The following is a 25,988-nucleotide window of genomic DNA, read 5'->3' as shown; positions in this document are numbered from 1 at the left end:
TCCTCAACGGATCTTCAGGGTGGCCAGGCCGATCAACACCAGCACCACGGTAATGATCCAGAAACGCACGATCACCCTGGGTTCGGGCCAGCCCTTGAGCTCAAAATGATGATGCAGCGGCGCCATACGGAAGATGCGTCGCCCGGTCAGCTTGTAGGAAGCCACCTGCAGGATCACCGACAGGGTCTCGATCACGAATACCCCTCCCATGATCACCAGCACGATCTCCTGGCGCGTGGTCACCGCCAGCAAGCCCAGGGCCGCCCCCAGGGCCAGTGCCCCCACATCGCCCATGAACACCTGGGCCGGATAGGCGTTGAACCAGAGAAAACCCATGCCCGCGCCCACCAGGGCCGCGGCAAACACGGTCAGATCCCCCACCCCGGGCACATAGGGAATGCCCAGGTAGTCGGCGAAGATGGCATGCCCCGACACATAGGCGAACACCCCCAGCGCCCCCGCCACCAGCACACAGGGCATGATGGCCAGGCCATCCAGGCCGTCCGTGAGATTCACCGCATTGCTCGAACCCACGATCACCAGCCAGGTCAGGGGGATGAACCACAGCCCCAGGTCAATGGCCACATCCTTGAAGACGGGCACGATCAGGGTAGTCTCGATGGGGGTCTGGGCGGTATAGAACAGGAACACGGCGGTCAGGAAGGCCACCACGCTCTGCCAGAAGAACTTGCTGCGCGCAGACAGGCCCCGGCTGTTGCCATAACGCAGCTTCAAGTAATCGTCCACCCCGCCGATAAGTCCGAATAACAGGGTAACCAGCAGCACCACCCAGACGAAGCGGTTGCTCAGATCACTCCACAACAGGGTGCTGACGGCCACCGCCACCAGGATCAGGGCGCCACCCATGGTGGGAGTTCCCGCCTTGCTGAAATGGGTCTGGGGACCATCACTGCGAACCTGCTGGCCGATCTTGTAGCGGGTCAGATGCCGGATCATGGCAGGCCCCACCATAAAGGCGATCAGCAACGCGGTGAGCACGCCCAGAATGGCGCGCAGGGTCAGGTACTGGAATACATTGAAGGCCGTGTAGTACTGGCTCAGATACTCAAACAGAATGAGCAGCATGCCCATTATCTCCCGATTGTTCTTGTCGCTGCCCTTGTTCCGGCATCAATGCCGAGATCACCCGCTCCATGCGCTGCCCGCGGGAACCCTTGACCAGGACCACCACATCGGGTCCCAGGCACCCCGTCAGCACCGCCGTCAGACGGGACTGGTCGTCGAAATGTTCCGCCCCGGCGCCGAAACCCTGAACCGCATGCAGGCTCAGCGGCCCGACCGCCAGCAATTGTTCCACCCCCATGGACCGGGCCAGTGCACCCATTTCACGGTGCATGCCGGCTGCGTCCTCGCCCAATTCGCCCATGTCCCCAAGGACCAGGATGCGATGTCCGGGCTGTTCCGAAAGCACCTGGATCGCCGCCCGGGTGGAAGCGGGATTGGCATTGTAGCTGTCGTCGATGAGACGGCTGCCCGACGGCCCTGGTCGGGACACCAGCCGTCCCGGCACCGGCTGCATCGATGACAGCCCCCGGGTGATGGCCGTCGCGTCCGCCCCCATGGCCAGGGCGGCGGCCGCCGCCGCCAGGGCATTGAGACGGTTGTGACGGCCGGCCAGTACCAGGGACACACGGATCCGCTCTTCCGGCAGGTGGATCAGCAGATCCTCGCCATCCATCTCGCCCCGGACCCCGGCCCGTGCCGACAGGCCGAACAGGATGACCCGGCGCCCGGGATTCATGGACAACCACAGGTCGGCATAGGGATCATCGGCATTGATCACCGCCACCCCCTCATCCCCCAGCCCCTGGAAAATCTCGCCCTTGGCATGGGCAACCCCCTCGATGCTGCCGAACCCTTCCAGATGGGCCGGCCCGGCATTGGTGATCAGGGCCACGTCGGGCCGGGCAATGCCCGTCAGCAGGGCAATCTCGCCGGCATGATTGGCCCCCATCTCGATCACGCCGAAACGATCCGATTCCGACAGGTTCAGCAGGGTCAGGGGGACGCCGATATCGTTGTTCAGGTTACCGCGGGTGGCCCAGGTCTGGCCGCAGTGACCGAGAATCGCCGCCAGCATCTCCTTCACCGTGGTCTTGCCGTTGCTGCCGGTCAGAGCCACGATCCGGGCCTGACAGCGGCGGCGCCAGCCGGTGGCCAGATCGGCCAGGGCACGCCGGGTATCGTCCACCAGCACCCGGGGTCTGTCGTCCCGCGGACCGGAGTCCCGGCTGACCAGCAGGCCGGCGGCCGGGAGTTGCGGGATGATGAAGTCATGGGCGTCGAACCGCGGCCCCTTCAAAGCGACGAAGAGTTGCCCGGCCGTCACGCCGCGGCTGTCCGTGGATACACCGCGCACGATCGCATCGGCGCCATGCAGACGACCGCCGGTCAGCGCCGCCACCTGCGTCATGGAAAACTGCATCATGCCTCACCCTCCACCAGCCGGCGGGCCAGGGTCCGGTCACTGAAGGGACGCTGTTCATCGCCGAAAATCTGCCAGGTCTCGTGGCCCTTGCCTGCCACCAGCACCACATCCTCCCGGCCCGCCTGACAGAAGGCATGACGGATGGCGGCTTCCCGGTCGGCTTCCACATGCACCCGCGAAAGGTCGCTGAAGCCGACGCAGATGGCCTCGATGATGGCCAGCGGATCCTCATGGCGGGGATTGTCGCTGGTCACCACCACCTGGTCCGCGTAACGCTGAGCCATGGCCGCCATCAGCGGACGCTTGCCCGGATCGCGATCACCGCCGCAACCGAACACGCACCAGAGCCGCCCGCCGCAATGGGCACGCAGAGCCTGCAGCACCTGGGCCAGGGCCTCATGGGTGTGGGCATAATCCACCACCATCAGCGGCCCCCGGGTGCCGCGAAAACGCTCCATGCGACCCGGAACCGCCGGACTGTGATGCAGCCGCTCCAGGGCATCGGTGAGGCTGACGTCAAGACTCAGCAGCCCCGCCAGCACCGCCAGCAGATTCTGCAGGTTGAAACATCCCAGCCAGGGGCTTTCCAGCTCGCCTTCGCCCCACGGGGTCGTGACATGGGCACGGATGCCATCGGCATGAAATTCCGGCTGGGTCGCCAACACCTGCTCGGGGCCGTCGGCCATCGCCCGCAGGCCATAGCCCAGCACCGGGGCCTGCACCCGCTCGACCAGCAAGCGGCCGAAGGGATCATCCAGATTCACTACCGCCGTTTTCAGGCCGGGCCAGGCAAACAGCCGCGCCTTGGCCTCGCCGTAGGCCTCTACCGTGCCGTGATAGTCCAGGTGATCACGGCCCAGGTTGGTCAGGATGGCCACATCGAAATCCACCCCGCCCACCCGGGACTGGTCCAGGGCATGGGATGACACTTCCATCACCACCTGATGCAGGTTGCGACGCCCCATGTCGGCCAGGAAGGCTTGCAGGGATACGGGATCCGGCGTGGTCAGGCCCGGCCGCCCCAACTCGCCGTAGCGTCCGCTGCCCAGGGTGCCGATCACGCCGCAGGGACGGCTGTCACTGTCCAGGGCACTGGCCAGACACTGGGATACCGAGGTCTTGCCGTCGGTGCCGGTCACCCCCACCACCTGCATGGCACGGGAAGGATGCCCATGGAAGCGGGCCGCCAGTTCACCCATGCGCTCGCGCAACCGGGGGACGGCGATACAGGATACCGGCACCTCCCGGGCAAGATCTTCCACCGCTGCCGCGGGCTCCCAGAGTACCGCCACGACACCCCGCCGGACCGCCTCCCGCACATGACTCAGGCCGTGGTGATGATGTCCCGCCACGGCCAGAAACACCTCGCCGGGCATTGCCCGGCGACTGTCAAGACACAGGCCCTGTACGGGGCGGTCAAGGACAGACGGGACCGGCACCATCCCGGCCAGCAGATATGAAAGCAGAGATCGGTGTTCGTTGCTTGGGTGGCGCATCATGCCGGCGCCTCCGCGGAGGAACGGGCGGCGGACCTCAGGCCGGGGAGATTGTCGGGAGGAATGTCCATGAGGCGGAGCGCGCCGCGCATGACCGCGCCAAATACGGGTGCCGCCACCTGGCCGCCGTAGTATTGATCACCGCGAGGCTCATCAATGATCACCACCATCACCAGGCGAGGATCGCTGGCCGGCGCCATGCCGGCAAACAGGGACAGATAGAGCCCCTTGGCATAACCGCCATCCACCAGCTTGCGCGCGGTACCGGTCTTGCCGGCCACCCGGTAGCCCTCCACCGAGGCGCGAATGCCGGTACCCTCGCGGGAAACCGCCACCTCCAGCATGTGCATGAGGCTCTGTGCGGAATGGGGGCTCATGACGCGATAGGCTTCGCGGGGGGCATCGGACACCACCAGGCGAGGGGTGAACATCACGCCCTCATTGGCGATGGCACCGTAGGCCTGGGCCAACTGCAGGGGCGTGACGGACAGACCATAACCAAACCCCATGGTGGCACGTTCCACGTCACGCCAATGGAAGAAATCCCGCAAATTACCCCCGGCCTCTCCCGGGAACCCGCTACCGGTACTGCGACCGAAACCGGCCCGATAGAAGGTCTCCCACAGCTGCTGGGGCTCGACGGCCAGGGCCAGCTTGCTCGCCCCCACGTTGGAGGATTTGCTGATCATGGTGGTCAGGTCGATCAGGCCGTAGTCGCGGATGTCGGTGACGGTATGACGGCCCACCCGCATGCGGCCGGGACTGGTCTGAAGCAGGGATTCCTTCTGGAACTGACCACTCTCCAAGGCCGCCGCCACGGTAAAGGGCTTGATGGTGGAACCGGGCTCGATCAGATCCGTGACGGACCGGTTACGGGCACTGTCTCCCCGCAGGGTGCCCCGGTTGTTCGGGTTGTAGGAGGGCTGATTGACCATGGCCAGGACATCGCCATTGCGGGCGTCAAGGATCACCGCCGATCCCGCCCTCGCCCCATGGGCCTGCACCGCGGCCTTGAGCTCACGATAGGCCAGGTACTGCAGACGCTGATCGATGGTCAGGGTCAGATCCTGCCCGGGACGGGCGGGACGGATGTTCTCGACGTCCCGGATGACACGCCCCAGACGATCGCGAACCACCCGCTTGGCGCCCGGTTCACCGGTCAGCCAGGTGTTATAGGCCAGCTCCAGTCCTTCCTGACCGCGATCATCGATATTGGTGAAGCCCAGGACATGAGCAGAGACCTCACCCATGGGATAGTAGCGGCGGTATTCCCGCTGCAGGGCGACACCGGGGACCCGCAAGGCCATGACCTGCCGCCCCACGTCCGGGGTGACATGGCGGCGCAGATAGACGAATTCCCGCTCCGCCCGCTCGGCCAGCCGCTGATGCAGATCCCGCGGATTCATCTCCAGCACACGGGCCAGGCCCGCCAGCTGCTCGGGGTGAAGCAGGGTCTCCCGGGGATTGGCCCAGACGCTGTCCACGGGGGTACTCACCGCCATGGGCTCGCCGTTACGGTCCAGGATCATGCCCCGGTGAGCAGGCAGGGATACCACCCGCAGATGACGCGCGTCACCCTGGCCCTGGAGAAAATCCTGCTGCAGGACCTGCAGATCCACGGCACGTGCCAGCACGGCGACAAAGGCCAGGGCAAACGCCCCCAGCACCACGCCACGCCGCCAGCTAGAAATCGTTGTCTTGGGCTCCGACATCAATCACTCCAGCAGAATAACGGTGGAACGGGCATCGGGCAGGCGCATGTTGAGACGGCTGCCCGCCTCCTCTTCGATGCGTCCATGGGTCGCCCAGGTACTCTGTTCCAGCTGCAACTGCCCCCACTCAATATTCAATTCGTCACGCAATCTCAGTTCAGCCTGTAGATCAATGAACAACACCCGGCTTTGATGCTTGCTATGCACCACGGCCAGGGCGCTGGCGACCACCGCCAGAAACAGCAGGGCCAGTAATGCCAGACGCCGATTCACGACAGGCGCTCGGCCACCCGCAACACCGCACTGCGTGCCCGCGGGTTCGCTTCCACCTCATCTTCCCGAGCCCGTTGTGCCTTACCGATCTTCAGCAGGGTTCTTCCCGGTGGCGGCGCCGTGACAGGCAGACCCCGTGGTACCGGCTCCCCCTCGGACTGACGGCGAATGAAGCGCTTCACGCTTCGATCCTCCAGGGAATGGAAGCTGATCACCGCCAACCGTCCTCCCGGCGCCAGTGCCGCCGGTATCTGCGCCAGGCATTCATCCAGCGCCTCCAGTTCATGATTCACATACAGACGAATCGCCTGAAAGCTGCGCGTGGCCGGATGCTTGTGCCGTTCGTGGCGGGGGATGGCCTCGGCGATCAGCGCCGCCAACCGACCGGTCCGCTCGATGGGCATGACGGCCCGCTGTTCAACCAGATGGCGGGCAATGCGCCGGGCAAAGCGCTCCTCGCCAAGGGTCTTGAGAACCCCGGCGATCTCTGCCTCATCGGCCCTTGCCAGCCACTGGGCGGCAGACTCTCCCCGCATCGGGTCCATGCGCATATCCAGGGGACCATCCCGCATGAAGCTGAAACCCCGCTCCGGAGTATCCAGTTGAGGGGAAGACACCCCCAGGTCCAGCAATACGCCATCCACTCGCCCCACCAGACCGCGCGCCTCAAGCACTGGAAGCAACCGGGTGAAGGAGGTGCGCACGAATTCAAAGCGACCATCCCCCGTAAATCGGGCAAGGGCCTCGGCTTCGGCTTCCGGGTCCTGGTCCAGGGCGATCAGGCAACCGGTTGGACCCAGCCGGTCGAGGATGGCGCCGGTATGACCTCCCCTGCCGAAGGTCCCGTCCACGTAGACTCCATCCGGACGGATGCACAAGGCCGTCAGGGTTTCAGCCAGCAGTACCGGACGATGGCCGGTCTTTTCCACCAGGTCATGACTCACAGCGTCAGAGACTCCAGGATCGAACTCAGATCGCCCTCCCGAGCCTCTTGCCGGAACCACGCCTCGCGACTGCTGTTCCACGCATCCTCGTCCCACAATTCAAACTTGTTGCCCTGCCCCACCAGTACCGCCCGTTTAGTCAGATTCGCAAATTCACGCAGGGGACCCGGCAACAGTATCCGGCCGTTGCCATCCATCTCGCAGTCAGAGGCATGCCCCACCAGCAGACGCTGAAGGTTTCGCACCTGCCGATTCATGTTGGGCCGGGACATCACTTGCTGTTCGAGGATCTCCCAGTCAGGCAGGGGATAGATCAGCAGACATTGGTCCAGATGGACCGTAACGACCAGCTGACCCCGACAATGCTCCAGCAGCAGATCCCGGTACCGGGACGGCATCGCGATGCGTCCCTTGGTGTCCAGATTCAGATTGGTAATCCCTCGGAACACGACCGCTCCGGGCACCTCTGCCGATCACAACGCCTGCCCCGCAGGAATCCATCCGACCATTCATCTCGGAAAAGCCCCGAAACGTCGGAAAACTCCACCTGCCCCCACATAAATCCACTTTTCTACACTATATGGATCGGCTCAGCGGGGTGTCAAGAAAAACGCCCTTACCAGGTTCAAGATTTATGCTTGTGTCACAAATACTTACAAAACCTGCTGCAAGGAACACGGTCACACGGCCCCATCCATATCAGGGTTTCCAGATTAATCATAGGGTTGCAAAATAAAGGCGATAATTCACTCAAACAGAGATGAGTGAAACCCGGGATTGACAGCCCCGGCTCAAGCCGAACCGGGGTCATGAAGAGGGAAGCGGAGCCGGCCGATAAGCCGGGTTCTGTCGGGGACAGTCATTCATCTGGGACGCATGTCACCATGCGCCTCGAGCAGCCTACCCGGGTGCAGTGCGGGCCGCACCAATGCACCCCTATTTGGCCTTGCTCCGGACGGGGTTTACCCTGCCGCGGCGTGTTGCCACCCGCGCGGTGCGCTCTTACCGCACCATTTCACCCTTACCTGTGCCCGAAGGCCATCGGCGGTATCATTTCTGTGGCACTTTCCGTCGGCTTGCGCCGCCCAGGCGTTACCTGGCGCCCTGCCCTGTGGAGCCCGGACTTTCCTCCACGGCTGTCAAAACCGCAGCGACTGTCTGGCCGGCTCCGTCGTCATTGTATGTAAGTTCAGGAACCGAGCACAAGACGGGCGAAACCACTCAGCAGACTTTGAAGACGTCATTCTCAACGCAGTTCAAGCCCCCGCTGATAGAGGGTATTTCTGGAGATGCCGGTGATCTCCGACGCCAGACGAGCCGCCGCCTTCAACGGCAACTCTCCCAACAGCAAGCGCAACACGCGCTCCGCCTCCGTTGTCAGTTCACCCGTCTCCTGCCGTGAGGCCCCGGACACCAGCACCACGAACTCGCCGCGCCCGTGATTGGGATCTTCCGCCTGCCATTGCACCAGCCCCGACAGGGTATCCCCCTGCAACTGCTCAAAGGTCTTGGTCAGCTCCCGCGCCACCACTGCCCGGCGATCCCCCCCGAGCACTTCGGCCATGTCCGTGAGGGCATCACCGATACGGTGACTGGACTCGTAGAAGATCAGCGTGCTGGGGATGTCCCGCAGAGCTTGTAGACGCTTGCGCCGTGCCAGCTCCCTGGCGGGCAAAAAACCCTCGAAGAGAAAACGGTCCGACGGCAGGCCGCTGGCGGAGAGAGCGGCGATCAGGGCACACGGCCCCGGGACGGGAGAGACACGAATCCCGGATTCGCGGGCCGCGACCACCAGACGAAAGCCAGGATCACTGATCAGGGGGGTACCGGCATCACTGACCAGGGCAATGGACTCACCCCGGGCAAGACGGGACACCAGCGCCGGGACCTGCTGCTCCTCGTTGTGTTCATGCAGACTGACACGCGGCGTGGCCAGTCCGAAATGGGTCAGCAACCGACCCGTGTGGCGGGTATCCTCCGCCGCGATCAGATCCACCTCCCCCAGTATCTGCAGCGCACGACGGGACATGTCGGAGAGATTGCCGATCGGTGTTGCCACCACATATAAAACACCCGCCTCAATTGACACACTGCACCCCGGCCAAGATACTGGAAACCCCACAAAACGGTTCGCCAGTCTAACCCGCCCCGCCGGGCGGGAGAACCCATGACCCCGTGTGCGCCATGCGACATATCGTCCTGCCCCTGCTGATTGCATTGCTCCTGTCGGCCTGCGCCGGCATGCCCCGCCCCGCGGACCCGCCCACGGATATCCTGACCCGCGCCGCCCTGCTGGAACAGGAGGGGGCACACCGGGCGGCAGCCTCTGAATACCTGGCGGCCGCGGAGCGACTGCGGGGGAGCGACAAGGCGCGCGCCCAGCTCAATGCGGTCGACCTGCTGCTGCGCCCCCCGGTTGAGCCGGAGGCCCTTGAGGAGGCCTCGCGGATCCTGAGCCAGGTGGAGGACCGGCATCTGGATACGGTCGGCAAGGCTCGCCGCGCCGAGCTCAATGCCCGCATCACCTGGATGGAAGGGGATCCGCAGACCGCCCTGGGCCACCTGCCCCCTTCCCTGGACACCCTCCCCATCGGCCTGGCGGCGCGCATCCTGGAGACACGGGCCGGCATCCTCGCCGACCAGGGCCGCTGGCATGAAGCCCTGGAAACCCGCATCCGTCAGGGCACCCTGTATCAGACTCCCGAAGAGCGTCTGGCTAGCCAGGAAGCCCTGTGGGCCATGCTGCAACAGATCCCGGCCCGCCAATTACCGGACCTGACGGCGCGTAGTGGCCGCTTCGAGGCCCGCGGCTGGCTGAGCCTGGCGGAACTGGCCCACGACACCCCGCCGCGACTGGCGGCCCTGGAAACACGACTGGACGCATGGCAAAGGCAGTTTGACGGTCATCCGGCTACTCCCCGCTTCCTCGACCGCCTGCGGCAACAATGGGCAACCTACGGACACTTCCCGGAACACGTGGCGGTGCTGCTGCCGCTGACCGGGCGCTTTTCCACCGCGGCTCAGGCCATTCTTGAAGGCATCCTCGCCGCCTACTACGACAGCCCCGCCGACAACCGGCCGGAACTGCGCATCCACGATACGGGCGAGCAAGCGGAATCCGCCTGGACCCACTATCAGCAGGCCATCGCCGATGGTGCCCGCGGCGTCATCGGCCCTCTGGACCGTCAGGCCGTGACCCTGTTTGCCCAGCGCGAATCCCTGCCCATACCGGTCCTGGCGCTGAACCATGCCGAACCCCAGTCCACCTACCCCTCCGGCCTCTATCAGTTCGGCCTCAACCCCGAAGCCGAGGCCATCCAGGCGGCCGAGCGGGCCATCCTAGAAGGACGTCAGCGCGCCGTCATCCTGATGCCCCGCACCGAGCTGGGTGAACGTCTGCAACGCGCCTTCCGTGACCGCTTCGAGGCCCTGGGCGGCCAGGTGATCAGCACCCAGTTCTTTGCGCCGGAGGCATCGGACTACGGCGCCTCCATCATCGCCGCGCTCGATATCCGTGATCGCAGCGGTCGTACCGGGCGGGACGCAGCGCCCGTGCCGCGGGAGGACGTGGACTTGATCTTCCTGTCGGGCAGTCCCCGCCAGGCCAGACTGCTCTGGCCCCAGCTACGCTTCCATCGCGCCGGACAGATTCCGGTACTGGCCACCTCCCATGTGTATTCCGGGCGGCCCGATCCCCGTCAAGATCAGGATCTGGACGGTCTGGTCTTTGCCGACATCCCCTGGCTGCTGGAAGGCGCCAACCCCCGCCCGGAACTGCGCTCGCGCCTGGACGCCCAGCTCTCGGGCAACACACTCCAACTCCCCCGCCTGACAGCCCTGGGTTTTGACGCCCTTCAGATCTTCCCACTGCTGGAACGGCTCTCGGAGCGCCCCAACGAACGTTACCAGGGAGTGACCGGTGGATTACGCATGGATGCCCACGGACACATCACCCGGGACCTGAACTGGGCACGCTTCATCGGCGGCCGCCCGCGGCTCGTCGGACAGCCCGAGCTACCCGTGGCGGATCAGACCCAATGAGCCGCAAAGCCCAGGGTGACGCGGCGGAAGCCCGGGCTCGCAGCTTCCTGGAACGTCAGGGGCTACGGTTTGTCACTGCGCAGTTCCGCTGCAAGGTGGGGGAAATCGACCTGGTCATGGACGATCAGGGTACCCTGGTCTTCGTCGAGGTGCGTCAGCGCCGCTCCGCCCGCTTCGGCGGCGCCGCCGCCAGCATCAACGGCCGCAAACAGCGCCGTATCCTGGCGGCGGCGGCCTTTTATCTTCAGATTCATGGCTGCAATCGCCCGGCCCGGCTGGACGTGGTGGCCATCGAATCCGACAACCGTCTGAACTGGATACCCAACGCCTTTGAGGCCAGCCCCTGAGTCGCCCGCCCGCATGAGCCTGCAAGACATCATCCGTCGCACCTTCGCCGAAACCGTTGAAACCCAGCAAAGTGCCGCCCTGATCCTCTCGGACACCATCGAGCAGGCGGCCGCGTGCATCCTGGAAACCTTCCTCGGCGGACACAAGCTCCTGATCTGCGGCAACGGCGGTTCCGCGGCCGACGCCCAGCATTTCGCCTCCGAACTGGTGAACCGGTTCGAACACGAGCGTCCCGGCCTGCCCGCCGTGGCCCTCACCACGGACACCTCCACCCTCACCTCCATCGCCAATGACTACGCCTATGATCAGGTCTTTGCCCGGCAGGTCCGGGTCCTGGGACAAAGTGGAGACGTGCTGGTGGCCATCTCCACTTCCGGCAACTCCGCCAATGTCCTGGAAGCCATCAAGGCGGCGCGGGAACGGGATCTGCGGGTAGTGGCCTTCACCGGTCGTGACGGCGGCGCCCTGGCCGGCCTGCTGTCGGACCGGGATATCGAAATTCGCGCCCCGGCGGACCGCACCGCTCGCATTCAGGAGGTTCACCTGGTGGTGATCCACGTTCTGTGCGATCTGATTGACCGGCAACTGCTGGGCATCCGCTAGGGAGCCCTCCGGCCATGGCACTGTCCGACGCATCGCCACCCACGCAACCGCCGCTGCCCGAGGCCCTGCTCCGATCCCTGGAAGCGGCGGTGGGCACGGACAACCTGCTGACCCGGGCCGCCGACCGCTGGCCCTACGGTGGCGACAACTCCCGTCTGCATGCCCCCCCTCAAGCCGTGGTCTTCGCCACCCACACCGAGCAGGTACAGGCCGTGGTACGCGGCTGCCGGGAACACCGGGTGCCCGTGATCGCCCGCGGACGCGGCACCGGCACCACCGGCGCCACGGTCCCGGACCGGGGTGGCGTGGTACTGAGCCTGGAGCGCATGGACCGTATCCTGGAACTGGACCCGGACAATCGGCTGGCGGTGGTCCAGCCCGGCGTCACCAATCAGGCCCTGCAGGATGCGGCCGGCCGTCATGGCTTCTTTTGGCCCCCCGATCCCACCAGCGCCGCCTATTGCACCATCGGCGGCAACCTCGCCTACAACTCCGCCGGCCCACGGGCGGTCAAGTACGGCACGCCCCGGGACAACACCCTGGGGCTGACCGCCGTCACCGGCCGCGGGCAACTGCTGCGTACCGGCGTCCACACCACCAAGGGCGTGGTCGGCTATGATCTCACCCGACTGCTGATCGGCTCCGAGGGGACCCTGGGCATCATCACCGAGGCCATCCTCAAACTCACCCCGCTGCCGGAGGACAAGCGCACCCTGCAGGCGGTCTATGAATCCATGGATGCCGCCGCCCAAGCCGTCTCCCGCATCATGGCCCAGCCGGTGGTGCCCTGCGCCCTGGAATTCATGGACGGTCGCGCCATCGAGATGATCCGCCACTATTCCGAGGCGACGCTACCCGCGGGCGCCGGCGGCTTGCTGATGATCGAGGTGGACGGACTGGCGGCGGGGCTGGATGCCGCGGCGGAAAGGGTGGCGGCGGCGGCCCGGGGGACAGGCTGCCTGTCGGTGGAACTGGCCCGCACCGGAGACGAGGTCAAGGCCCTTTGGGCCACCCGCAAGGCCCTGTCACCGGCTCTGCGCACCATTGCGCCCAAGAAGATCAACGAAGACGTGGTGGTGCCGGTGTCGAAGATTCCCGCCCTCATCAATGGACTGGAGCGCCTGGGAACCGACCACGGCATCACCATCGTCAGTTTCGGTCACGCCGGCAACGGCAACATTCATGTCAATCTACTGGTAGACCCGGACGATGCGGCACAGATGAAGGCGGCGGATGCCTGTCTGGACGGGGTATTCGATCTGGTGCTGGGCCTGCGGGGCAGCATCTCCGGGGAACACGGCATCGGACTGGTGAAACGCCCCTTCGTGGCCCGGGAACTGGGGGAAGAAGCGCTTTCACTGATGCATGCGGTCAGGCAAAGCTTTGACCCGGACGGCATCCTCAATCCGGGCAAGGGCCTTCCCCCTGCCACGGACACAACCGCCTGAGGCTTACTTGACCACCCGGAGGCTCGGTCCCTTGCGGCGCCCGCCTTCGCCCTTGCCGCCGCCACCGTCATCATCCCCGCCGGAAGGCGGTGGCTCGTCTCCGTCCTCGGATTCGGCAAACATCATGCCCTGGCCGTTCTCCCGAGTATAGATGGCCAGCACCCGGTCCACTGGGATCATCACGTTCATGGGGCGACCCCCGAAACGGGCATTGAAGGTCACGGCTTCGTTACTGATCAGCAGGCCGCTGACCGCCAGCGGGGCCACATTGAGCACGATGCGCCCGTTTTCCACGTACTCACGGGGTACCACCACCTCCGCGGCGGCATCCACCAGGAGGTGGGGAGTCATGTCGTTATCCACAATCCATTCATAAATGGCGCGGATGAGATACGGTCGACTGGAAGTCATGGCAAGGCTCGAAAGACAATGAAGTGCGGATACAGCCGGGACCGGAGTCAGTGCATCTCCTTCTCGGCCTCGGTCAGGCTCTGCCGGAAGGCATCCCGGGCAAACATGCGCCGGGCGTAGTCACGAATGGGGGCCGGCAGCTTTTCCAGCGGGATCCCGTAATGAGGCAGTCGCCACATGACCGGCGCAATGGCCGCGTCCACCAGACTGAATTCATCACTGAGAAAATAGGGCTTGATGGCGAAGATCTCACTGGCCGCCACCAGGCTCTCGTGCAGGATCTTGCGGGCCTTGGCGGCCTGCTTGTCCGAGGTGGCATCCAGGCTTTCCAGGCCACGGTACCAGTCCATCTCCACCCGATAGAGGGCCAGACGGGCGGTGGCGCGGGCCACCGGATCCACCGGCATCAGGGGAGGATGGGGGAAACGCTCGTCGAGATATTCGTGGATGACCTGAGTGCCGTAGAGCACCAGTTCCCGATCCACCAACGTGGGGACCGAGTTATAGGGGTTCAGGTCGGAAAGGTCTTCGGACTTTTCGCCTGGTTCAAGCTGGTGGATGTCCACCGTGATGTCCTTTTCAGCCAGCACGATCCTGACCGAATGACATCGCGGACAGGTGGGTGCTGAAAAGAGCGTCATGACGGATCTACGATTGGCGATTAACGCCATGGAGGCTCTCCGGTCGGTCGGCCGACAGGATCCAGGCGGCCGGCTGGAAAAAAGGGGCATCCCTGCCCCTTTCCTGGAACGACGATCAGTGCACGTCTCTCCAGTATTCCTTCTTCAGCAGGTAGGCCACGAAGGTAAAGAAGGCCAGGAACAGGAGCACCCACTTGCCCAGCTCGTGACGCTCCACCTTCACGGGGTCCGCCACATAGGCCAGGAAGTTGGTGATGTCGCGGACCACTTCGTTGTATTCCTCGGTGGTCAGCTTGCCTTCGGCAACCTTCTCCAGCTTGATGTGACCCTCTTCACCCACGTTGGCCTGCCAGCCCTGCAGTTCCCACAGGACATGGGGCATGCTCATGGCTTCAAAGATGGCATTGTTCACGCCCATGGGACGGCTGTCATCCAGGTAGAAGCTGCGCAGCGTGGTGTAGATCCAGTCCGTGCCCCGCAGGCGAGCCGTCAGGCTCAGGTCGGGCGCGGGCTGACCGAACCACTCTTCCGCATCATCGGGCTTCATGGCGATCTTGATCAGCTCGCCGACACCCGTCTGGTCACCGGACTGGTCGCGGGTATGGATGAACCGTTCCCGCAGCTGATCGTCACTCAGACCCAGGTCATTGCCCATGCGGTTGTAGCGCTTGAACTGGATCGAATGACAGCCGATGCAGTACTGGAAGAAGTACTCCGCGCCACGCTGCAGGGAGGCCGTATCGGTCATGTCGATATTGGCCCGATCCAGGGGCTTGGCAGGTCCGGCCGCCAGCGCCGCAACGGGCGCCGCGCAGACCATCATGAACACGAGTGCAATTGTCTTTTTCATCACGAAGTCACCCTCGCCGGAACCGGCTTTTCCTCGTTGAGCTGGGTGTACAGGGGCAGCAGCAGGCAGATCACCAGGTACACGGTCGGAATGAACCACATGGCCACCAGCAGAGTCTGGTCGACACCGGCCTCAAGGCGCAGGTAATCCCAGTAGGTGTAACCGCCCACCAGCACCAGGAAGGACAGCCAGCTGAACAGGGAAGACCGGGGCTGGCTATGGAACCAGAGCACGAAGAAGAACAGCAGGTAGACGGCCGTCAGGCGCAGACCCAGTTCGGCATAGAAGGGCTCCACCGGCTTCAGACCCAGATAGCCCAGCACCACGAAGGTCAGACCGAAGAACACGATGTTGAACTTGTGGATGGTGCTGCGATAGCGCCAGGACTTGATCGGATTGCGGTCGATCCAGGGCAGGAAGAACAGGATCAGCACGGCGCCGAACATGAGCAGCACGCCCAGGAACGGATCGGGCACCGCCCGCAGCACGGTGTAGAAGGTGCCGAAGTACCATACCGGATGGATCAGTTCAGGGGTCACCATCGGATCGGCCATCTGGAAGTTGGCCTTCTCGATGAAGTAGCCGCCGGCCTCGGGGGCAAAGAACACCACCGCGAAGAACAGGATCAGGAACACGCCGAAACCGAACAGGTCCTTGACGGTGTAGTAGGGGTGGAAGGGAATGCCGTCGGCGGGATGACCGTTGCTGCCGGTGAACTTCTTGATTTCCACGCCATCCGGGTTGTTGGAACCCACGGCATGCAGGGCCACGATGTGCACGAACACCAGCATCACCAGCACCAGCGGCAGGGCCACCACGTGCAGGGCGAAGAAGCGGTTGAGGGTGGCATCGGAGATCAGGAAGTCACCCCGGATCCAGGTCACCAGATCGCCGCCCACCACGGGAATGGTGGCAAACAGATTCACGATCACCTGGGCACCCCAGTAGGACATCTGACCCCAGGGCAGCATGTAGCCGGCGAAGGCTTCCGCCATGAGCACCAGGTAGATGGCCACGCCGATGATCCAGATCAGTTCACGGGGCCGCTTGTAGGAACCGTACATCAAGGCCCTGAACATGTGCAGATAGACCACGATGAAGAAGGCCGAGGCCCCCGTGGTGTGCATGTAGCGGATGAACCAGCCCCACTCCACGTCGCGCATGATGTACTCGACGGAGGCGAACGCCAGCTGGGCGTCCGGCTTGTAGAACATGGTCAGGAAGATACCGGAGACGAACTGGATCACCAGGACCAGGACGGCCAGGGACCCGAAGTAGTACCAGAAATTGAAATTCTTCGGCGCATAGTACTCGGCCAGATGCTCATTCCAGGTCTTGGTGAGCGGGTATCTGGCGTCGATCCAGTCTACTAGGGCTCTCATGCGGCAACTCCTTCGTCATCCTCGCCGATCAGGACGAGGGTCTCCGACAGGTACTTGTGGGGCGGAACCGCCAGGTTGATTGGGGCGGGCACGTTGCGCCACACCCGGCCGGCCAGATCGAAGCGTGAGCCGTGGCACACACAGAAGTAACCGCCGCGCCATTCGCTGCCCAGGTCCGGAGGAGCCAGTTCCGGGCGATAGCTGGGGGAGCAACCCAGATGGGTGCAGATACCAATCAGAATGGAATACTCCGGCTTGATGGACCGGGTTTCGTTCTGACAGTAAGCCGGCTGCTGGGAGACAACCGTGGAATCCGGGTCCGACAGACGGGGACGGTTTTCGGGCAGCAGTTCAAGCATCTGCGGGGTTCTGTGGGTAATCCAGATGGGCTTGCCCCGCCATTCCACTCGAATGAGCTGTCCCGGCTCTACCTGGGAAACATCCACTTCAACCGGTGCACCTGCCGCCTGAGCACGGGCACTGGGCGCCCAGGATGCCAGGTAGGGGTAGGCCACCGCGACGACACCTGCACCGCCGACCACGCTGGTGGCCGCGACCAGGAATCGCCGTCGACTCTGGTTCACGCCTTCGTTAGCCATCAAAAAGATCTCCAATTGAGTTCCAAAAAGACCGCTGGTTCACGGGCACCCCTCATCGGCCGGGCACTGAAAATCCCCTCGCCGATCCAAAGACCCGTCAACCCGTCGGGGCACTCAAAACGCAGTAGGATTCCCGAAGACGCCCACAACGTCAAGAGGAAACACCCGGACCTCCAACAACCATCTGATTCAAATAGGATTCTCTACATCTATAAATTCATGCGAAAGTGCTAATGTTCTGGCCAGGTACTCACCCAGCGCCCTGGGTCCGTAGCGCTCGGTGGCATGATGCCCGGCGGCAAAATAGTGAATGCCCGCTTCCCGGGCCACATGCACGGTCTGCTCCGAGACCTCGCCGCTGATGTAGGCGTCCAGCCCCATTTCCGCGGCCCTCTCAACCATGCCCTGAGCACCTCCGGTACACCATCCAAGGCGACGGATCACCTCCGGACCACCGGGAATCCAGAGGGCCTCGCGCCCCAGGCGCCGGGACAGGCGCTCCCCGAGCGCTTGCGCTGACAGCGGGGCATCCGGCACACCGAAGAAGCCCACGCCATCGGGACGCAGGACGCCCTGCACCTGAAAATCCAGCAATCCAGCCAGCTGAGCGTTATTCCCCAGCTCAGGGTGCGCATCCAGGGGCAGATGGTAAGCCAGCAGACTGATGTCATGCGCCAGCAGGAGACGCAATCGCTCCCGCTTCATGCCGACGATCCGGGCGTCCTCACCCTTCCAGAAGTAACCATGATGAACCAGCAGGGCATCCGCGCCCTGCTCGATGGCGGCTTCAATCAGCGCCCGACTGGCGGTCACGCCGGTCACAAGACGGGAAACGTGAGGTCTGCCCTGAACTTGAAGCCCGTTAGGGCTATAGTCGGTAAATGCGCCCACATTGAGCAACGTGTCGACATGGCTGATCAGGTCCCGCAGAGCGACCATAAGCTTATCTCCATATTGCAATGTTGGCGGGCCATGACCCTACACCAGTATGGTATGTTATTGCCATGACCCCGATCAGTCGTTTCCTGCTTCAGGTAGTGGGCGTCGGCCTTGCCGTGGCCGCCCTCATGCTGCTGTTCTTTCCCGACCTGCTGCGGGAACCTCGCCCCGTGGTGGAGGTGCGACAAAGCGAGCGCGCCACCCTGAGCGGCCCCATGACGGGTCCGGTGTCCTATGCCGACGCCGTGAGCCAGGCCGCCCCGGCCGTGGTCAACATCCACACCCGCAAGACGGTGGTGCAACGCAGCCACCCCTTCATGGACGACCCCCTGTTCCGGCAGTTCTTCGGTGATCGCTTCGACAATCCCCGACAGCGCACCCAGACCAGCCTGGGCTCCGGCGTGATCATCAGCCCCCAGGGCTTCATTCTCACCAACAATCACGTCATCGAGGGCGCCGACGAGATCGAGGCCCTGCTCGCGGATGGGCGCAGCGTGGCGGCCACCGTGGTCGGCACAGACCCCGAGACCGATCTGGCCATCCTGAGGATCGACGCGGCCGGGCGCACCCTGCCCAGCATCGTGGTCGGCGCCTCCGCCGGCCTGCGGGTGGGTGACGTGGTCCTGGCCATCGGCAATCCCTTCGGCGTGGGCCAGACCGTGACCCTGGGCATCGTCAGCGCCACCGGTCGCAGTCGCCTGGGCATCAACACCTATGAAGACTTCATCCAGACCGATGCCGCCATCAATCCGGGCAACTCCGGCGGCGCCCTGGTGAACGCCCACGGCGAACTGGTGGGCATCAACACCGCCATCTTCACCCGTTCCGGCGGCTCCCAGGGCATCGGCTTTGCCATTCCAGTGGACCTGGCCCGGGACGTGATGACCCAGATCATCGAAAAGGGCACCGTGGTGCGTGGCTGGCTGGGCATTGAGGTCCAGGAGATCACGCCGCAACTGGCCCAGTCCTTCGGCCTCCCGGATGCCCGCGGCATCCTCATCGCCGGGGTGCTCTCCGGCGGCCCGGCGGCCCGGGCCGGAATCCGCCCCGGGGATGTCATCACGCACCTGGATGGCGACCGGGTGAATGACGCCCAAGATGCCCTGAACTTCATTGCCCGCCGCAAGCCCGGCGAGACCCTGGCTATCCAGGGGGTGCGCGAGGGCCGGCCGGTACAGATCCGGGCCGAGGTGGGTCAGCGGCCGGCCGTGCGCAGGTCGTCCTGATCCGGGACCGCCCCAAGGCGTCAGAGCACGGCCTCAAGGGCCGCCAGGAAGCGGGCGTTTTCCTCCGGCGCCCCCACCGTCACCCGCAGGCAGTCGGCCAGCAGGCCGCCCTGCCCCGACAGGTCCTTGATCAGCACCCCGCCGGCACGGATCCCCTCGAAGATCTCCCGCCCCCGGGCGGACGGCACCCGGAACAGGATGAAATTCGCCTCGCTGGGGAAGGGCTCCACCCCCGGCAGGGCCGCCAGGGCCTTGAACAACGCCTCCCGGTCCCGGCGAATCCAGGCCGCCTGCTCATCCAGCACCCCGTGATGGGCCAGTGCAAATTCCGCCGCCGCCTGGGTCAGGACATTGATGTTGTAAGGCAGGCGGACCTTGTCCAGTTCCCCGATCCACGCCGGCATCCCGCATAGATAACCCAGCCGAAGTCCGGCCAGCCCCAGCTTGGAGACGGTACGCATCACCAGCAGGCGCCCGTCGCTGCCCACGTCCGGCAGAAAGCTGTCCCGGGCAAAGGGGCCATAGGCCTCGTCCACCACCACCAGCCCGGGTGCCGCCCGGATCAGCGTTTCCATGTCGGCCCGCGGCCAGAGATTGCCGGTGGGATTATTGGGCCAGGCCAGGAACATCACGGCCGGCCGGTGTCGTTCCAGCGCCGCCAGCATGGCCGGCATGTCCAGGGAAAAATCCGGCTTGAGGGGGATACCGACAAACTCCAGACCCAGCCAGCGGGCCACCATCCGGTACATGACAAAGCCGGGCTCCGGCGCCATCACCACCCGCCCGGGACCGGACACGGCCATGAGCAGGATCTGGATCAGCTCGTCGGAACCGTTGCCCAGCAGCAATGCCGCCTCGCCGGGCACCCCCATCACCGTGCGCAGACGGGCCACGAGTTCGGTGCCCTTCGGGTCCGGATACCGGTTGACCGGCAGCCGACTCAAGGTCTCGGCCCAGGCATCGCGCAAGTCCCGCGGCCACTCATAGGGATTTTCCATGGCATCCAGCTTGATCAGGCCCTGTGCCGAGGGCACGGGGTAGGCGGACAGTTCACGGATCTCGGTCCGGATCAGGTGTTCCGGGCAAGGTGCCGTCACGGCTTGGGCGTCTTGAGGCATCGTATCGTGGACACAGGCAATGGGAACAGGCTCAGCGATCATCAACCTTGGGGTCGATGCGGTATTCCGCCGAACAGGCATGGGCGACCAGCCCCTCCCCCCGAGCCAGCACGGAGGCGGTCCGACCCAGATCGGAGGCCCCGGCGGCGGAGCAGTGAATCAGGCTGGAGCGCTTCTGGAAGTCATAGACCCCCAGGGGCGAGGAAAAGCGCGCCGTGCGGGAGGTGGGCAGCACGTGGTTGGGACCGGCACAGTAGTCACCCACGGCCTCGGCTGTGTGACGCCCCAGGAAGATGGCACCGGCATGGCGAATGCGCCGGGCCATGGCCTCGGGCTCGGCCACGGACAGTTCCAGATGCTCCGGCGCCACGTGGTTGGCCACCTCCACGGCCTCGTCCAGATCCCGTACCCGGATCAGGGCACCCCGGGCAGCCAGGGACGTACGAATGATCTCGGCCCGGGGCATGCGTTCAAGCAGGGCATCCATGGCGACCGCCACCGCCTCCAGGAAGTCCGCGTCGGGACTGACCAGGATGGCCTGGGCATCCTCGTCATGTTCGGCCTGGGAAAACAGGTCGGCGGCAATCCAGTCGGGATCGGTCCGGCCGTCACAGACCACCAGAATCTCGGACGGCCCCGCCACCATGTCGATCCCCACGGCCCCGAAAACCATGCGCTTGGCGGTGGCCACATAGATGTTGCCGGGGCCCACGATCTTGTCCACCTGCGGAATGGTCCCGGTGCCGTAGGCCAGTGCCGCCACCGCCTGGGCCCCGCCGATGGCAAACACCCGATCCACCCCGGCCACGGCCGCCGCCGCCAGCACCAGGTCGTTCACCTGCCCGTCCGGCGTGGGTACCACCATGATCACCTCGGGTACCCCGGCCACCTTGGCCGGGATCGCGTTCATGATCACCGAGGAGGGATAGGCTGCCTTGCCGCCGGGCACATAGAGTCCGACCCGATCCAGGGGGCTCACCTGCTGGCCCAGCACGGTGCCGTCGGGCTCGGTGTATTGCCAGTCGGACAGTTTCTGATGTTCGGCATAGCGGCGCACTCGCTCCGCGGCCCGCTCCAGGGCCTGCCGGTGCGCCGGGGCGATGCGGGTCAGGGCCTGGTCAAGCCGGTCCCGGTGGATCTCCAACTCAGCCACGGCGGTCTTTTCCAGGCGGTCGAACCGGGCCGTGTATTCCAGCACGGCCGCATCGCCCCGATGTCGTACATCGGCCAGGATGTCGCGCACGGTGGTGAACACGGCCTCGTCGGATACGCTCTCCCAGGCCAGCAACTGATCCAGTCGTGCGCGGAAATCGGCTTGTCGGGAGTCCAGGCGATTGATCTGCGGCATGGGGACGCCTCGAAACGGAATGGATTGGCTAGTGTAGCGCGCCCTTCTCCCCTTGGGGGAGAAGGGCAGAGGCAGACAGGATGGCAACCAGGGCCTTCAACGGCCGCGACGGGCCTTGACCGCGGCGGCCAGCTCCCGCAACAGGGGGGCGGTGTCATCCCAGCTCATGCAGGCATCGGTGATGCTCTGCCCGTAGACGGGAGGCTTGCCCGCCACCAGGTCCTGACGACCCGCCACCAGATGACTTTCCAGCATCACACCGATGATGCGACGGTCGCCGCCATGGATCTGAGCCGCCACGGAACGGGTCACCTCCACCTGGCGGGCCGGGTCCTTGCGGCTGTTGGCATGGCTGCAGTCGATCATGAGCTGGGGCGGCAGACCGGCATCCTGCAGGGCCTCGGCGGCCTCGTCCAGGCTCTTGGGGTCGTAATTGGGCGTCTTGCCGCCCCGCAGGATGATGTGGCAGTCCCCGTTGCCCGCCGTGGAGAAGATGGCCGAGCGTCCCGCCTTGGTCACGGACAGGAAATGATGGGGTTTCGAGCTGGAACGAATGGCGTCGACAGCCACCTGCAGGCTGCCGTCGGTGCTGTTCTTGAAGCCCACCGGACAGGACAGCCCTGAGGCCAGCTCGCGATGTACCTGGCTTTCGGTGGTACGGGCGCCGATGGCGCCCCAGGCCACCAGGTCCGCCACGTACTGGGGGCTGATCAGGTCGAGATATTCGGTGGCGGCCGGTACGCCCCGTCGGGCCAGGTCCAGCAACAGGCCGCGGGCCAGGCGCAGGCCCTTGTTGATCTGAAAACTGTTGTCCAGGTCGGGATCGTTGATGAGCCCCTTCCAGCCGACGATGGTCCGGGGCTTTTCGAAATAGACCCGCATCACCACTTCCAGGTCGGCCGCCAGTTCATCCCGCAATCCCTTCAGACGGGCCGCGTAGTCCCGGGCTGCCTCCACGTCATGGATGGAGCAGGGACCGGCGATCACCAGCAGACGATCATCCTCCCCCTTGAGTATCCGGTGAATGGCGTTGCGGGACTCGTAAACGGTCCGGGCGGCTTCGTCGCTGACGGGATACTCCCGGTGGAGCTGTTCCGGGGGGGACACTTCCTGGATACCCAGGATTCTCAGATCATCGGTCTGGTATGGCATCGAATTTCATGATCCTCTCGGGAAACGGTCAGGGCAATCACAAGTCACCGCGGGAGCCGGCCGTCATTGGGGGGCAGGCGGTCTAGGCCCGCCTCGCCACCGCCGCCTCAAGATCCTTGAGCAGACGCTTGACGCGCGCGGACTTCATCTTCATGGAGGCCTTGTTCACCACCAGACGGGAGCTGATGTCGGCAATGTGCTCCAGGGGCACCAGGCCGTTGGCCTTGAGGGTATTGCCGGTGTCCACCAGGTCCACGATACAGTCGGACAGCCCCACCAACGGCGCCAGTTCCATGGAACCGTAGAGCTTGATGATCTCCACCTGCTTACCCTGCTCGGCATAATAACGACGGGTGGTGTTGACAAACTTGGTGGCAACCCGCAGGCGGCCGGCCCGCGCCGCGGCCTCCGGACGCCCCGCCACCATCAGACGGCAGCGGGCGATGTTCAGATCCAGGGGCTCGTACAACCCTTCCCCGCCGTGCTCCATCAGCACATCCTTGCCGGAAACCCCCACATCGGCGGCCCCGTACTGCACATAAGTGGGCACATCGGTGGCGCGGATCACCACCAACTTCACGTCGTCACGGTTGGTATCCAGTATCAGCTTGCGACTGGTCTCCGGATCGTCCTTCGGCTCGATCCCGGCTTCCGCCAGCAGCGGCAGGGTATCCTTGTAGATCCGCCCCTTGGACAGGGCGATGGTCAGTGTCTGTTCTGGCATGGGGCTTATCCGGGCACGCGGCGGATGATGGCGCCGAGCTGGGAGAGTTTCTCCTCGATGCATTCATAGCCGCGGTCGATGTGATAGATGCGATCCACCAGGGTCTCGCCATCACTGACCAGACCGGCCAGAATCAGGCTGGCCGAGGCCCGCAGGTCGGTGGCCATCACCGGTGCCGCCTTCAGGCGCGGAACCCCGCGAATGATGGCGGTGTTGCCCTCGACCCGGATGTCGGCACCCATGCGCTGCATCTCCAGGGCATGCATGAAGCGGTTTTCAAACACGGTCTCGGTGATGGTGGCGGTACCCTCGGCCACGGTATTCAGAGCCACGAACTGGGCCTGCATGTCGGTGGGAAAGGCAGGATACGGTGCCGTGCGCAAACTCACCGACCGGGGCCGACGTCCCCGCATGTCCAGCTCGATCCAGTCCTCCCCCACAGTGATGTGGGCACCGGCCTCTTCCAGCTTGACCAGCACGGCATCCAGGGTCTTGGGCGCGGTATCGCGGGCGCGCACCCGGCCACCGGTCATGGCACCCGCCACCAGGAAGGTGCCGGTCTCGATCCGGTCGGCCAGCACGGTGTATTCACAGCCGTGCAGATTCGGCACACCCTCCACGGTGATGGTGTCGGTCCCGGCCCCCGAGATTCTGGCCCCCATGGCCTTGAGGCAGTTGGCCAGATCCACCACTTCCGGTTCGCGGGCGGCATTCTCGATGACGGTGACGCCATCGGCCAGGGTCGCGGCCATCAGCAGATTCTCGGTGCCGGTCACGGTCACCGTGTCCAACACCAGACGCGCCCCCTTGAGGCGGTTGGCGCGGGCACGGATGTACCCCCCTTCCACCCGGATGTCGGCTCCCATGGCGGCCAGCCCCTCCAGATGGATGTTCACCGGACGGGAGCCGATGGCGCACCCCCCCGGCAGGGACACCTCGGCCTCCCCGTAACGGGCCAACAGGGGACCCAGTACCAGGATGGAGGCACGCATGGTACGTACCAGCTCATAGGGCGCCACGCACTGGTTGAGCGTGGTGGGATTGACTTCGATGCGCATGCGTTCGTCCACCGTCAGGGACACGCCCATGCGCCCGAGCAGTTCCATGGTGGTGGTGACATCCTGCAGATGCGGGACGTTGCCGATGGTCATGGGGCCATCGGCCAGCAGCGTGGCTGCCAGGATGGGAAGGACCGCATTCTTGGCGCCGGAGATGCGTACATCACCCTCCAGCGGGCGGCCACCGCAGATGATCAGTTTATCCATAGGGGGAAGGATGATAGCGGAAAAGGGCGTCCGGGGGGGAGTACCGGCAATCAGGCCTCTTGCCGCAGCACGTCCTCCAGATCGCTGACCGCGACCAGGGCCCGCATGCGCTCGGGCATGCCGGTGAAGATCAGATGATCGCCATGGGTACCAGCGCAGTCCTTCATCCAGCCGACGAGCAGCGCCACGCCGGCACTGTCACTTCGGGTCACCCCCGACAGATCCACCCGGCAGGGGCCGGACCCACCCTGGAGCAGGCCTCGGGATTCCCGCCACAGATCGGGTACCGTGACCAGGGTGAGTTCACCCGTCACCCGGATACCGGCCTCGGTGCGTTCCAGCCGCGCATCGCTCACCGGCTCGCCCCCACATCGGCCTGAACGGCCTCCTCGATGAGGGATTCGTCACCGGCCTCCAGGCGCTCGATCAGGGCATCCAGGCCATGGCGCTCCACCTCGGCACCGAAGTTGGTGCGGAAATTGGTCACGAAGCTCAGCCCCTCCACGGTCAGATCGAAAATCTTCCATTCTCCGTCCACGGGCCGCAGGCTGTAGATGACGGGGATGTTGGATCGCCCCTGCCCCATCACGATCTCGGTGGCCACCGAAGCCATGCGATCATCCTGACGGCTGCGATGGGGCAGGACCCGGATATCCTTGTCCATGTGCTCGGCCATCTGCAGGGTGTAGGTGCGCATGAGCATGTTCTGGAAGGCCGTCGTGAATCGCTCCCGCTGCTCGGGGGTGGCGGTACGCCAGTGCCGGGCCAGGATCAGCCGCGACATGCCCTGGACATCCACCACCGGCAGGATGATGTCGTCCACCAGGGCATAGAGAAACTCCGGATCATTGCGGGTCCGCTCAGGATCTTCCCGCAGTTTGTCCAGCACCCGGGCGGAGGTCTGCTCCACCAGCTTCACCGGGTCCTGGGTGGCCGCCGCCGCCGGCACCAGGCTGAGGACCAGTACCAGACAGGCCGTGAAAGTCAGATGGACAAGGGGCTTCATCACAAGGGGACTC

26 protein-coding genes and 1 other RNA gene are annotated in these 25,988 nt (G+C 64.7%); 5 read left to right on the top strand and 22 right to left on the bottom strand.

Translation table 11 applies throughout. From position 1 onward, the window contains the following. Positions 1-3: 3 nt before the first annotated feature. The 9 genes from mraY to rsmI form a co-directional block, all read right to left on the bottom strand. Positions 4-1,086 (bottom strand): phospho-N-acetylmuramoyl-pentapeptide-transferase, encoded by a 1,083-nt coding sequence (gene mraY, locus LQD11_RS09875; protein WP_238617393.1) that lies wholly within the window; start codon positions 1,084-1,086, stop codon positions 4-6. Next, positions 1,067-2,449: a UDP-N-acetylmuramoyl-tripeptide--D-alanyl-D-alanine ligase gene (locus LQD11_RS09870; protein WP_238617392.1), complete on the bottom strand. Its 1,383-nt coding sequence runs from the start codon at positions 2,447-2,449 to the stop codon at positions 1,067-1,069. Before LQD11_RS09870 ends, mraY begins: the two co-directional genes overlap by 20 nt. Then, positions 2,446-3,948 carry a UDP-N-acetylmuramoyl-L-alanyl-D-glutamate--2,6-diaminopimelate ligase gene (locus tag LQD11_RS09865; protein WP_238617391.1) on the bottom strand — a complete coding sequence of 501 codons (1,503 nt, stop codon included), beginning with the start codon at positions 3,946-3,948 and terminating at the stop codon, positions 2,446-2,448. The genes LQD11_RS09870 and LQD11_RS09865 overlap by 4 nt, the downstream gene beginning before the upstream one ends. Further along, a complete protein-coding gene (locus tag LQD11_RS09860; protein ID WP_238617390.1) occupies positions 3,945-5,657 on the bottom strand; it encodes a peptidoglycan D,D-transpeptidase FtsI family protein in 1,713 nt (570 codons plus the stop codon). Before LQD11_RS09860 ends, LQD11_RS09865 begins: the two co-directional genes overlap by 4 nt. Positions 5,658-5,660: 3 nt before the next feature. After that, positions 5,661-5,930, bottom strand: a complete 270-nt coding sequence (ftsL, locus tag LQD11_RS09855; protein ID WP_238617389.1) for a cell division protein FtsL — start codon at positions 5,928-5,930, stop codon at positions 5,661-5,663. Continuing rightward, positions 5,927-6,859: a 16S rRNA (cytosine(1402)-N(4))-methyltransferase RsmH gene (gene rsmH / locus LQD11_RS09850; RefSeq protein ID WP_420828263.1), complete on the bottom strand. Its 933-nt coding sequence runs from the start codon at positions 6,857-6,859 to the stop codon at positions 5,927-5,929. The genes ftsL and rsmH overlap by 4 nt, the downstream gene beginning before the upstream one ends. Before the next feature lie 11 nt (positions 6,860-6,870). Continuing rightward, on the bottom strand, positions 6,871-7,323 hold the full coding sequence (gene mraZ / locus LQD11_RS09845; protein ID WP_008930967.1) for a division/cell wall cluster transcriptional repressor MraZ: 453 nt from the start codon (positions 7,321-7,323) through the stop codon (positions 6,871-6,873). 370 nt (positions 7,324-7,693) lie between these two features. Continuing rightward, positions 7,694-8,044, bottom strand: an RNA gene (rnpB, locus tag LQD11_RS09840) — RNase P RNA component class A. A gap of 76 nt (positions 8,045-8,120) precedes the next feature. After that, a complete protein-coding gene (gene rsmI, locus LQD11_RS09835) occupies positions 8,121-8,936 on the bottom strand; it encodes a 16S rRNA (cytidine(1402)-2'-O)-methyltransferase (RefSeq protein ID WP_338081482.1) in 816 nt (271 codons plus the stop codon). Positions 8,937-9,058: 122 nt separating this feature from the next. Between rsmI and LQD11_RS09830 the strand changes: the two genes are divergently transcribed. From LQD11_RS09830 to LQD11_RS09815, 4 genes are read left to right on the top strand one after another with little or no spacing between them, the layout of a single operon-like run. Next, positions 9,059-10,915: a penicillin-binding protein activator gene (locus LQD11_RS09830; protein ID WP_238617388.1), complete on the top strand. Its 1,857-nt coding sequence runs from the start codon at positions 9,059-9,061 to the stop codon at positions 10,913-10,915. Then, complete coding sequence (locus LQD11_RS09825; protein ID WP_008930964.1) at positions 10,912-11,262, top strand: YraN family protein; 351 nt, start codon at positions 10,912-10,914, stop codon at positions 11,260-11,262. Before LQD11_RS09830 ends, LQD11_RS09825 begins: the two co-directional genes overlap by 4 nt. Positions 11,263-11,275: 13 nt before the next feature. Next, complete coding sequence (locus tag LQD11_RS09820; protein ID WP_008930963.1) at positions 11,276-11,866, top strand: phosphoheptose isomerase; 591 nt, start codon at positions 11,276-11,278, stop codon at positions 11,864-11,866. 14 nt (positions 11,867-11,880) lie between these two features. Beyond that, positions 11,881-13,314: an FAD-binding oxidoreductase gene (locus tag LQD11_RS09815; RefSeq protein WP_238617387.1), complete on the top strand. Its 1,434-nt coding sequence runs from the start codon at positions 11,881-11,883 to the stop codon at positions 13,312-13,314. 3 nt (positions 13,315-13,317) lie between these two features. Here LQD11_RS09815 and LQD11_RS09810 read toward each other — a convergent pair whose 3' ends face one another. From LQD11_RS09810 to LQD11_RS09785, 6 genes are all read right to left on the bottom strand, one after another. Continuing rightward, positions 13,318-13,725 (bottom strand): ClpXP protease specificity-enhancing factor, encoded by a 408-nt coding sequence (locus LQD11_RS09810; protein WP_238617386.1) that lies wholly within the window; start codon positions 13,723-13,725, stop codon positions 13,318-13,320. A 47-nt stretch (positions 13,726-13,772) separates the two neighbouring features. Beyond that, a complete protein-coding gene (locus LQD11_RS09805) occupies positions 13,773-14,396 on the bottom strand; it encodes a glutathione S-transferase N-terminal domain-containing protein (protein ID WP_238617385.1) in 624 nt (207 codons plus the stop codon). Positions 14,397-14,481: 85 nt separating this feature from the next. Continuing rightward, positions 14,482-15,216, bottom strand: coding sequence for a cytochrome c1 (locus LQD11_RS09800; protein ID WP_238617384.1), 735 nt, complete (start codon positions 15,214-15,216; stop codon positions 14,482-14,484). Next, positions 15,216-16,598, bottom strand: a complete 1,383-nt coding sequence (locus LQD11_RS09795) for a cytochrome b (RefSeq protein ID WP_238617383.1) — start codon at positions 16,596-16,598, stop codon at positions 15,216-15,218. The genes LQD11_RS09800 and LQD11_RS09795 overlap by 1 nt, the downstream gene beginning before the upstream one ends. After that, positions 16,595-17,197 (bottom strand): ubiquinol-cytochrome c reductase iron-sulfur subunit, encoded by a 603-nt coding sequence (petA, locus tag LQD11_RS09790; protein WP_238617382.1) that lies wholly within the window; start codon positions 17,195-17,197, stop codon positions 16,595-16,597. The genes LQD11_RS09795 and petA overlap by 4 nt, the downstream gene beginning before the upstream one ends. A gap of 189 nt (positions 17,198-17,386) precedes the next feature. Continuing rightward, positions 17,387-18,136: a Nif3-like dinuclear metal center hexameric protein gene (locus tag LQD11_RS09785; protein WP_238617381.1), complete on the bottom strand. Its 750-nt coding sequence runs from the start codon at positions 18,134-18,136 to the stop codon at positions 17,387-17,389. Between the two features lie 65 nt (positions 18,137-18,201). Here LQD11_RS09785 and LQD11_RS09780 point away from each other — a divergent pair, with 65 nt between their 5' ends. After that, positions 18,202-19,362 (top strand): Do family serine endopeptidase, encoded by a 1,161-nt coding sequence (locus LQD11_RS09780; protein ID WP_238617380.1) that lies wholly within the window; start codon positions 18,202-18,204, stop codon positions 19,360-19,362. Between the two features lie 20 nt (positions 19,363-19,382). Here LQD11_RS09780 and hisC read toward each other — a convergent pair whose 3' ends face one another. The 7 genes from hisC to LQD11_RS09745 form a co-directional block, all read right to left on the bottom strand. After that, positions 19,383-20,480: a histidinol-phosphate transaminase gene (hisC, locus tag LQD11_RS09775; RefSeq protein ID WP_238617379.1), complete on the bottom strand. Its 1,098-nt coding sequence runs from the start codon at positions 20,478-20,480 to the stop codon at positions 19,383-19,385. A 31-nt stretch (positions 20,481-20,511) separates the two neighbouring features. Beyond that, complete coding sequence (gene hisD, locus LQD11_RS09770) at positions 20,512-21,828, bottom strand: histidinol dehydrogenase (protein ID WP_238617378.1); 1,317 nt, start codon at positions 21,826-21,828, stop codon at positions 20,512-20,514. 96 nt (positions 21,829-21,924) lie between these two features. Next, positions 21,925-22,980: a 3-deoxy-7-phosphoheptulonate synthase gene (locus LQD11_RS09765; RefSeq protein ID WP_008930952.1), complete on the bottom strand. Its 1,056-nt coding sequence runs from the start codon at positions 22,978-22,980 to the stop codon at positions 21,925-21,927. Positions 22,981-23,062: 82 nt separating this feature from the next. Then, positions 23,063-23,704 carry an ATP phosphoribosyltransferase gene (gene hisG, locus LQD11_RS09760; RefSeq protein ID WP_238617377.1) on the bottom strand — a complete coding sequence of 214 codons (642 nt, stop codon included), beginning with the start codon at positions 23,702-23,704 and terminating at the stop codon, positions 23,063-23,065. Positions 23,705-23,709: 5 nt separating this feature from the next. Then, entirely contained in the window at positions 23,710-24,969 is a 1,260-nt protein-coding gene (murA, locus tag LQD11_RS09755) for a UDP-N-acetylglucosamine 1-carboxyvinyltransferase (RefSeq protein WP_238617376.1), read from the bottom strand. Between the two features lie 50 nt (positions 24,970-25,019). Beyond that, positions 25,020-25,325, bottom strand: coding sequence for an STAS domain-containing protein (locus LQD11_RS09750; protein ID WP_238617375.1), 306 nt, complete (start codon positions 25,323-25,325; stop codon positions 25,020-25,022). Further along, positions 25,322-25,975: an MlaC/ttg2D family ABC transporter substrate-binding protein gene (locus tag LQD11_RS09745; RefSeq protein ID WP_238617374.1), complete on the bottom strand. Its 654-nt coding sequence runs from the start codon at positions 25,973-25,975 to the stop codon at positions 25,322-25,324. Before LQD11_RS09745 ends, LQD11_RS09750 begins: the two co-directional genes overlap by 4 nt. Positions 25,976-25,988 lie beyond the last annotated feature (13 nt).

The organism is Ectothiorhodospira shaposhnikovii, assembly GCF_022227765.1.
GTDB lineage: Bacteria > Pseudomonadota > Gammaproteobacteria > Ectothiorhodospirales > Ectothiorhodospiraceae > Ectothiorhodospira.
The sequence above is the reverse complement of the archived record's forward strand: the minus strand, read 5'-3'. Positions and strand labels throughout refer to the sequence as shown.

Coding starts and splice junctions, on each gene's coding strand:
- mraY (WP_238617393.1), bottom strand. CDS start 1,086: ATGCTGCTCATTCTGTTTGAGTATCTGAGCCAGTACTACACGGCCTTC.
- LQD11_RS09870 (WP_238617392.1), bottom strand. CDS start 2,449: ATGATGCAGTTTTCCATGACGCAGGTGGCGGCGCTGACCGGCGGTCGT.
- LQD11_RS09865 (WP_238617391.1), bottom strand. CDS start 3,948: ATGATGCGCCACCCAAGCAACGAACACCGATCTCTGCTTTCATATCTG.
- LQD11_RS09860 (WP_238617390.1), bottom strand. CDS start 5,657: ATGTCGGAGCCCAAGACAACGATTTCTAGCTGGCGGCGTGGCGTGGTG.
- LQD11_RS09830 (WP_238617388.1), top strand. CDS start 9,059: ATGCGACATATCGTCCTGCCCCTGCTGATTGCATTGCTCCTGTCGGCC.
- LQD11_RS09825 (WP_008930964.1), top strand. CDS start 10,912: ATGAGCCGCAAAGCCCAGGGTGACGCGGCGGAAGCCCGGGCTCGCAGC.
- LQD11_RS09820 (WP_008930963.1), top strand. CDS start 11,276: ATGAGCCTGCAAGACATCATCCGTCGCACCTTCGCCGAAACCGTTGAA.
- LQD11_RS09815 (WP_238617387.1), top strand. CDS start 11,881: ATGGCACTGTCCGACGCATCGCCACCCACGCAACCGCCGCTGCCCGAG.
- LQD11_RS09810 (WP_238617386.1), bottom strand. CDS start 13,725: ATGACTTCCAGTCGACCGTATCTCATCCGCGCCATTTATGAATGGATT.
- LQD11_RS09805 (WP_238617385.1), bottom strand. CDS start 14,396: ATGGCGTTAATCGCCAATCGTAGATCCGTCATGACGCTCTTTTCAGCA.
- LQD11_RS09800 (WP_238617384.1), bottom strand. CDS start 15,216: ATGAAAAAGACAATTGCACTCGTGTTCATGATGGTCTGCGCGGCGCCC.
- LQD11_RS09795 (WP_238617383.1), bottom strand. CDS start 16,598: ATGAGAGCCCTAGTAGACTGGATCGACGCCAGATACCCGCTCACCAAG.
- petA (WP_238617382.1), bottom strand. CDS start 17,197: ATGGCTAACGAAGGCGTGAACCAGAGTCGACGGCGATTCCTGGTCGCG.
- LQD11_RS09785 (WP_238617381.1), bottom strand. CDS start 18,136: ATGGTCGCTCTGCGGGACCTGATCAGCCATGTCGACACGTTGCTCAAT.
- LQD11_RS09780 (WP_238617380.1), top strand. CDS start 18,202: ATGACCCCGATCAGTCGTTTCCTGCTTCAGGTAGTGGGCGTCGGCCTT.
- hisC (WP_238617379.1), bottom strand. CDS start 20,480: ATGCCTCAAGACGCCCAAGCCGTGACGGCACCTTGCCCGGAACACCTG.
- hisD (WP_238617378.1), bottom strand. CDS start 21,828: ATGCCGCAGATCAATCGCCTGGACTCCCGACAAGCCGATTTCCGCGCA.
- LQD11_RS09765 (WP_008930952.1), bottom strand. CDS start 22,980: ATGCCATACCAGACCGATGATCTGAGAATCCTGGGTATCCAGGAAGTG.
- hisG (WP_238617377.1), bottom strand. CDS start 23,704: ATGCCAGAACAGACACTGACCATCGCCCTGTCCAAGGGGCGGATCTAC.
- murA (WP_238617376.1), bottom strand. CDS start 24,969: ATGGATAAACTGATCATCTGCGGTGGCCGCCCGCTGGAGGGTGATGTA.
- LQD11_RS09745 (WP_238617374.1), bottom strand. CDS start 25,975: ATGAAGCCCCTTGTCCATCTGACTTTCACGGCCTGTCTGGTACTGGTC.